General features: G+C 66.4%; 7 protein-coding genes and 1 pseudogene. 6 read left to right on the forward strand and 2 right to left on the reverse strand.

The window, feature by feature from the left end; all coding sequences use genetic code 11:
• Window positions 1-57 precede the first annotated feature (57 nt).
• The 3 genes from recO to AC5Y5V_RS25620 are packed head-to-tail and all read left to right on the forward strand — an operon-like array spanning window position 58 to window position 2166.
• The gene (recO, locus tag AC5Y5V_RS25610; RefSeq protein WP_499940755.1) at window positions 58-834 is read left to right on the forward strand and encodes a DNA repair protein RecO; all 777 of its coding nucleotides are present in this window, start codon (window positions 58-60) and stop codon (window positions 832-834) included.
• Window positions 827-1717: a decaprenyl diphosphate synthase gene (locus tag AC5Y5V_RS25615; RefSeq protein WP_499940756.1), complete on the forward strand. Its 891-nt coding sequence runs from the start codon at window positions 827-829 to the stop codon at window positions 1715-1717. The genes recO and AC5Y5V_RS25615 overlap by 8 nt, the downstream gene beginning before the upstream one ends.
• Window positions 1717-2166, forward strand: a complete 450-nt coding sequence (locus AC5Y5V_RS25620) for a hypothetical protein (RefSeq protein WP_499940757.1) — start codon at window positions 1717-1719, stop codon at window positions 2164-2166. The genes AC5Y5V_RS25615 and AC5Y5V_RS25620 overlap by 1 nt, the downstream gene beginning before the upstream one ends.
• Before the next feature lie 33 nt (window positions 2167-2199).
• On the opposite strand, the gene AC5Y5V_RS25625 is transcribed toward AC5Y5V_RS25620, so the two are convergent.
• Window positions 2200-2589 (reverse strand): Fur family transcriptional regulator, encoded by a 390-nt coding sequence (locus tag AC5Y5V_RS25625; protein ID WP_499940758.1) that lies wholly within the window; start codon window positions 2587-2589, stop codon window positions 2200-2202.
• Complete coding sequence (locus tag AC5Y5V_RS25630; RefSeq protein ID WP_499940759.1) at window positions 2586-2993, reverse strand: ArsR/SmtB family transcription factor; 408 nt, start codon at window positions 2991-2993, stop codon at window positions 2586-2588. Before AC5Y5V_RS25630 ends, AC5Y5V_RS25625 begins: the two co-directional genes overlap by 4 nt.
• A gap of 182 nt (window positions 2994-3175) precedes the next feature.
• Between AC5Y5V_RS25630 and AC5Y5V_RS25635 the strand changes: the two genes are divergently transcribed.
• The 3 genes and pseudogenes from AC5Y5V_RS25635 to AC5Y5V_RS25645 all read left to right on the forward strand — a co-directional run bounded on the left by AC5Y5V_RS25635 (window position 3176) and on the right by AC5Y5V_RS25645 (window position 6632).
• A complete protein-coding gene (locus tag AC5Y5V_RS25635) occupies window positions 3176-4615 on the forward strand; it encodes a glycine--tRNA ligase (protein ID WP_499940760.1) in 1440 nt (479 codons plus the stop codon).
• Window positions 4616-4799: 184 nt separating this feature from the next.
• A pseudogene (locus AC5Y5V_RS25640) lies at window positions 4800-5301 on the forward strand (PPE family protein); the annotation flags it as partial.
• Between the two features lie 65 nt (window positions 5302-5366).
• Window positions 5367-6632, forward strand: coding sequence for a beta strand repeat-containing protein (locus AC5Y5V_RS25645; RefSeq protein ID WP_499940765.1), 1266 nt, complete (start codon window positions 5367-5369; stop codon window positions 6630-6632).
• The last annotated feature ends 239 nt before the right edge of the window (window positions 6633-6871 follow it).

Raw genomic sequence — 6871 nt, forward strand, 5'->3', positions numbered from 1 at the left:
TACGAGACTATCGGCGCGGATACCCGCGATGTCGCGGTGGGGTGCCAAAATATGGGGATGCGGCTGTATCGAGACCGGGCTGTTGTGCTGCGCCAGCACAAGCTCGGCGAAGCCGACCGGATCGTTACCTTGTTGACCCGCGATCACGGGCTGGTTCGCGCCGTGGCCAAGGGCGTCCGCCGCACCCGCAGCAAATTCGGCGCGCGGCTGGAGCCGTTCGCGCACATCGACGCGCAGCTGCACCCCGGCCGCAACCTCGACGTCGTCACCCAGGTCGTCTCGATCGACGCGTTCGCCACCGACATCGTCAGCGACTACGGCCGGTACACCTGCGGGTGCGCGATGCTGGAAACCGCCGAGCGCCTCGCCGGTGAGGAGCGCGCGCCCGCCCCGGCACTGCACCGGCTCACCGTGAGCGCCCTGCGGGCGGTGGCCGACGGCAGCCGGCCGCGCGAGCTGCTGCTGGATGCCTACCTGCTGCGCGCCATGGGCACCGCCGGATGGGCGCCGGCGCTGACCGAGTGCGCCCGCTGCGCCACCCCCGGCCCGCATCGGGCGTTTCACATCGCCGCCGGCGGCAGCGTCTGCGCGCACTGCCGCCCGGCCGGGTCGACGACGCCGCCGCTGGGCGTGCTGGAGCTGATGTCCGCGCTGCACGACGGCGACTGGGAGCACGCCCAGCAAGCACCGCAGTCCCATCGCAGCCATGTCAGCGGCCTGGTGGCCGCGCACCTGCAATGGCATCTGGAACGGAAGCTCAAGACGTTGCCGCTGGTGGAACGGACCTATCGGGTGGAGCGCACGGACGTCGGGCAGGATATGGCCTGTGGCTAGGAACGAGCGCAAATCGCACCACAGCGACTTTCCGCAGCTTCCCCAGGCCCCCGACGACTACCCGACATTCCCCGACAAATCGACCTGGCCCGTCGTGTTCCCCGCGCTGCCGCCCGCCCCCGGCGGCGGGCCGTGCCGGCCCCCGCAGCACCCGTCGAAGGCCGTCGCACCCCGGATTGCGCGCGAGCAGCTGCCCCTGCACGTCGCCATCGTGATGGACGGCAACGGCCGCTGGGCCACCCAGCGCGGCCTGACCCGCACCGAGGGGCACAAGGCCGGCGAGGCCAACGTCATCGACGTCGTTTGCGGTGCCATCGAGATCGGCATCAAGTGGCTCAGCGTCTACGCGTTCTCCACCGAGAACTGGAAGCGTTCACCGGAGGAAGTCCGCTTCCTGATGGGCTTCAACCGCGACGTGGTCCGCGACCGCCGGGTCCACCTCAACAAGCTCGGCGTCCGGATCCGGTGGCTGGGTTCACGGCCGCGGTTGTGGCGCAGCGTGCTCAAGGAGCTCGAGGTCGCCGAGCAGATGACAGCGCACAACGACGTCATCACGGTCAACTACTGCGTCAACTACGGCGGCCGCACCGAAATCGCCGAAGCCACCAAGGACATCGCCCGGTTGGCGGCGGCCGGCCGGCTCAACCCTGAGCGGATCACCGAGTCGACCGTGGCCCGGCACCTGCACCTGCCCGACACGCCGGACGTGGATATGTTCCTGCGGACCTCGGGGGAGCAGCGGTCCAGCAATTTCATGCTGTGGCAGGCGGCCTACGCTGAGTTCATCTTCCAAGACAAGCTGTGGCCGGACTACGACCGTCGCGACCTGTGGGCGGCGTGCGAGGAATACGTCTCCCGCAACCGACGGTTCGGGAGCGCGTAGTGGGGACCGGAAGCGCGGCGGAGCCGGGCCTGCGCGAGCGGCTGGCGTCGGTGCTGCGCGACGTGCTGCCCGTCGACGAGGAGCCCGACGGCGGGTTGACCGTGCGGCACGACGCCACGTTCGCGTCGCTGCGGGTCGTCACGATCGCCGAGGACCTCGACCTGGTGTCGCTGACCCAGATCCTGGCCTGGGACCTGCCGCTGACGAAGCGGCTCGGCGACCAGGTGCTCAAGCAGGCGCGCGAGTGCAACCTGGGCACGGTGACACTGGTCGACAAGGTCGACGATAAGGCCGTGCAGCGGAACTCCGGCAAGGGCGCGGCCAGGATCGCCGACGTCATGCTGCGGTACAACTTTCCCGGCGCCGGGCTGACCGACGAGGCGCTGCGCACGTTGATCCTGCTGGTGCTCGATACCGGCGCCCAGGTGCGCCGCGCGCTGACGACTTAGCTCGCCGCGCCGGGCGCGCGGCCAGCTTCACACTCAGCGGCCGCAGTCCGAGCAGGTGCCGAAGATCTCGATGGTGTGGCTGACGTCGGAGAACCCGTGCTTGCTAGCCACTTCCGCGGCCCACGCCTCGACCTCATGATCGCCGACCTCGATGGTGGAACCGCAGCTGCGGCACACCAGGTGATGGTGATGGTGGTCCGAGCACCTGCGGTAGACCGACTCGCCGGTGTCGGTGCGCAGCGTGTCGATCATCCCGGCCGACGCCATCGACTGCAGTGTGCGGTACACGGTGGTCAGGCCGATGTTTTCGCCGCGGCGGCGCAGCTCGTCGTGAATCTCCTGGGCCGAGCGGAAGTCCTCGAGCCCCTCCAGCAGCGTGGAAACCGCCGCCCGCTGACGGGTGGACCGAGCGGTAGCGGTCACTGCACGTCCTCGCCGGCGTGCGCGACGGCGTCGACGACGATGTGCGCCAGGTGATGATCGGCCAGCCGATAGAGCACTTCGCGCCCGGACCGCTCTCCGGCGACCACGCCAGCCGCCTTGAGGATCTTCAGGTGCTGGCTGACCAGCGGTTGCGGCACGCCGAGCGCGTCGACCAGTTCGTGCACGCAGCGCTGGGATTCGCGCAGCTGCAGCACGATGGCGATACGCACGGGCGCGGCCAGCGCGCGCAGCAGCTCTCCGGCCGCGTCGAGGATTTCCCGCGGGGGCGGGGCCGGGTATTCCACCGAGCCGCCTGCGCCGTGTTGGTGGGCGCCCTCCAGATCGGCCGCGTCGGTCGAGTTCGAGGCGTCTTCGGCGGTCGGCGCAGAGGGGGACGTCACCATGTCGGAGTCATCACCTCGAGACGTGCCAGGGCATCGGGGACCGTCGGGTCAAATCGGATGGAGAAGAGCCTGCGGCTGACTTCCACTGTCACATGCATGATGACGCATGTCAAAGACCCCGCCGAGGATCGCTACCATGACTGATGTTTTGCGCGGGCGCGACGGACCGGGTTGTCTCCCGGATGCGTCCCCACCCGCGCCTCCCCGAATCCCGGAAGGGACCAGAAAGGAGTGGCTACCCCGTGGCGTCCGTCATCGACACCGTAGTCAACCTGGCCAAACGGCGCGGCTTCGTCTTTCCCTCGGGTGAGATCTACGGCGGCACAAAATCGGCATGGGACTACGGCCCGCTGGGGGTGGAACTCAAGGAGAACGTCAAACGGCAGTGGTGGCGCGCGGTGGTCACCGGCCGCGACGACGTCGTCGGGCTCGACTCGTCGATCATCCTGCCGCGCCAGGTGTGGGTGGCCTCCGGCCACGTCGAGGTGTTCCACGACCCCCTGGTCGAGTCGCTGATCACGCACAAGCGCTACCGGGCGGATCACCTCATCGAGGCGTACGAAGCGAAGCACGGGCAGCCCCCGCCCAACGGGCTGGCCGATATCCGCGACCCCGAAACCGGCGAGCCCGGCCAATGGACCGAGCCGCGCGAGTTCAACATGATGCTCAAGACGTACCTCGGGCCCATCGAGACCGAGGAGGGGCTGCACTACCTGCGGCCCGAGACCGCGCAGGGCATCTTCGTCAACTTCGCCAACGTGGTCACCACCGCGCGCAAGAAGCCGCCGTTCGGTATCGGGCAGATCGGCAAGAGCTTCCGCAACGAGATCACGCCGGGCAACTTCATTTTCCGAACCCGCGAGTTCGAGCAAATGGAAATGGAATTCTTCGTCGAGCCGTCGACCGCCAAAGAATGGCATCAATATTGGATCGACACGCGGCTGCAGTGGTATGTCGACCTCGGTATCGACCCGGAAAACCTGAGGCTCTACGAGCATCCCAAGGAAAAGCTGTCGCACTACTCGGACCGCACTGTCGACATCGAGTACAAGTTCGGCTTCGTCGGCAACCCGTGGGGTGAGCTGGAAGGTGTCGCGAACCGCACCGACTTCGACCTGTCGACGCACGCCAAGCACTCCGGTGTCGACCTGTCGTTTTACGACCAGGTGGCCGATACCCGGTATACGCCGTACGTCATCGAACCGGCAGCCGGCCTGACGCGGTCCTTCATGGCGTTTTTGATCGATGCCTACACCGAGGACGAAGCACCCAACGCCAAGGGCGGGATGGACAAGCGCACGGTGCTTCGGCTGGACCCGCGGCTGGCGCCGGTCAAGGCCGCGGTGCTGCCGTTGTCGCGGCATGCCGACCTGAGTCCCAAGGCCCGCGATCTGGCCACCGAACTGCGGAAATTCTGGAACATCGATTTCGACGACGCGGGTGCCATCGGGCGGCGCTACCGCCGTCAGGACGAGATCGGTACCCCGTTCTGCGTGACGGTGGACTTCGATTCGCTACAGGACGACGCCGTCACGGTACGCGAGCGCGACACGATGAGTCAGGAGCGCATCGCGCTGGGCAATGTCGCCGACTATCTCGCACCGCGCCTCAAGGGCTGCTAGCCCGCGCGACTTCGACCACTTCTTCGCCGCACTCGATTTGGCGTTCGGGCGACACGTTGGATTGTGGGCTTAATGCGCAGTGTTTGGCGCTCCAGGTGTCTTAGGGTGCTCTGGGTGCCTACTGGCTGCCTACCAGTAACGCGTAGGCGTGTGGTTGGGATTAATCCGGTGAAGGAGGGCGGTCGTGAATTTTTTGGTGTTGCCGCCGGAGATTAATTCTTTGCGGATGTTCTCTGGTGCCGGTGCGGAGCCGATGTTGGTGGCGGCGGCGGCGTGGGATGGGTTGGCCGAGGAGTTGGGTTCGGCGGCGGAGTCGTTTTCGTCGGTGACGATGGGTCTTGCGGGGGGTGCCGGTTCGGCGTGGCAGGGTGCGGCGTCGGCGGCGATGGCGGCGGCGGCGGCTCCGTATGCGGGTTGGTTGAGTGCGGCGGCGGCGCGGGCTGCGGGGGCGGCGGGTCAGGCGCGGGTGGTGGCGGGGGTTTTTGAGGCGGCGCGGGCGGCGATGGTGCATCCGTTGGCGGTGGCGGCTAATCGCAATGCGTTGGTGTCGTTGGTGGTGTCGAATTTGTTCGGGCAGAATGCGCCGGCGATTGCGGCTGCGGAGTGCGATTACGAGCGCATGTGGGCTGCCGATGTGAGTGCGATGGTGGGGTATCACTCGGGGGCGTCGGCGGTGGCGGGGCAGTTGGCGTCGTGGGGGAGTTCGCTGCAGAACACGCTGCGGCTGGGCGCCAATTCGGTGGCCAATTCGGTGGCCAGTCCGGCGGCCGGGATCCTGGGCTTCACCTTCGGCAACATCGGCGACTTCAACCTGGGCTGGGGAAATCGCGGCAACTGGAACGTCGGCAGCGGCAACTTCGGCAGCTTCAACCTGGGCAGCGGCAATCTCGGCAGCACCAACCTGGGCAGCGGCAACAAGGGCGACACGAACCTCGGCGGCGGAAACATCGGCAACCTCAACCTGGGCAGCGGCAACACCGGCGGCACCAACCTGGGTAGCGGCAACAACGGCAGCACCAACCTGGGTAGCGGCAACATCGGCAGCAACAACATCGGCAACGGCAACATCGGAAACGGAAACTGGGGCAGCGGCAACACCGGCAGTTCCAACTTCGGTGGCGGGAATTTCGGAAGCAACAACTTCGGGTTCGGCAACACCGGCAACGCCAATATCGGCTTCGGTAACTCGGGCGACGGCAACATCGGCTTCGGGCTCACCGGCACCAACGAGTTCGGTTTCGGTGCCCTGAACTCGGGCAGCAACAACACCGGCTTCGGCAATTCCGGCGTGGGGAACAGCGGCTTTTTCAACTCCGGTGCCGGGAACACCGGATGGGGAAACTCGGGCATCGGAAACTTCGGCTTCGGGAATGCGGGCAACACCAATACCGGCATCTGGAATGCCGGCAACCTCAATACCGGTGCCGGCAGCTCCGGCAGCATCAACACCGGGTTCTTCAACTCCGGCGACAACAACTGGGGCAGCCTCAACGCCGGCAACATCAACACCGGGCCCTTCAACGCGGGTGACGGCAACACGGGCCTGTTCAACGCGGGCAACGTCAACACCGGGTTCGCCAACGCGGGCAACACCAACACGGGGTGGGCCAACGCCGGCAATATCAACACCGGCGGATTCAACGGCGGCACCCTTAACACCGGTTTCTTCGGCGCGACGACACAGCCGGTCCTGAATTCGGGTTTCTTCAACCTGGGGACGGGTAACTCGGGCTTTGGCCAGAACCTCGAAACGGGCAGCGGCAACTCCGGTTTCCAGAACCAGGGTTTCGGTAACTCGGGCTGGACGAATACCAGCACCACGAATTTGCAACCCGGAAATTCGGGCGTGATCAGCACGGGCGTCGGCAACGCCGGTTATATGAATGCGGCGGTGAACACCACGGGCATCTTTGTCGTGGGTGTCCAGAGCTCCGGCATGTTCACCTCCGGATCCGGGAGTTCCGGCCTGGCCGTTATTGGCGACGGACTGTCCGGGATATTCAAGAACGTCTTCTAGCCGCGCCGCGGCCGCCCTCGCCGGGATGTCCAATAACTTGACGCCGCGTTGACAGCGCCGGGAAAGTTGTCAAGTGGCCGTGCGTCTGCGTTCCGTTGGTGTCAGATTTGCGAACTTTTCTTGCGAAAGACCGGATTTTCAGCGCGCGTGACCTTATGATCCGGCGATAGTGGTCGGCCCGTGTCCGCAGTCTGGGGGTGACTGCGGGGCCGGGCCCATGTCGGTGCCGTTGCAACTGT

Source organism: Mycobacterium sp. NGS68 (assembly GCF_059812195.1).

Excerpts from the sequence above, each read along its gene's own strand:
- AC5Y5V_RS25635 (WP_499940760.1), top strand. The coding sequence starts at position 3,176 with ATGCGTCCCCACCCGCGCCTCCCCGAATCCCGGAAGGGACCAGAAAGG.
- AC5Y5V_RS25630 (WP_499940759.1), bottom strand. The coding sequence starts at position 2,993 with ATGGTGACGTCCCCCTCTGCGCCGACCGCCGAAGACGCCTCGAACTCG.
- recO (WP_499940755.1), top strand. The coding sequence starts at position 58 with ATGCGGCTGTATCGAGACCGGGCTGTTGTGCTGCGCCAGCACAAGCTC.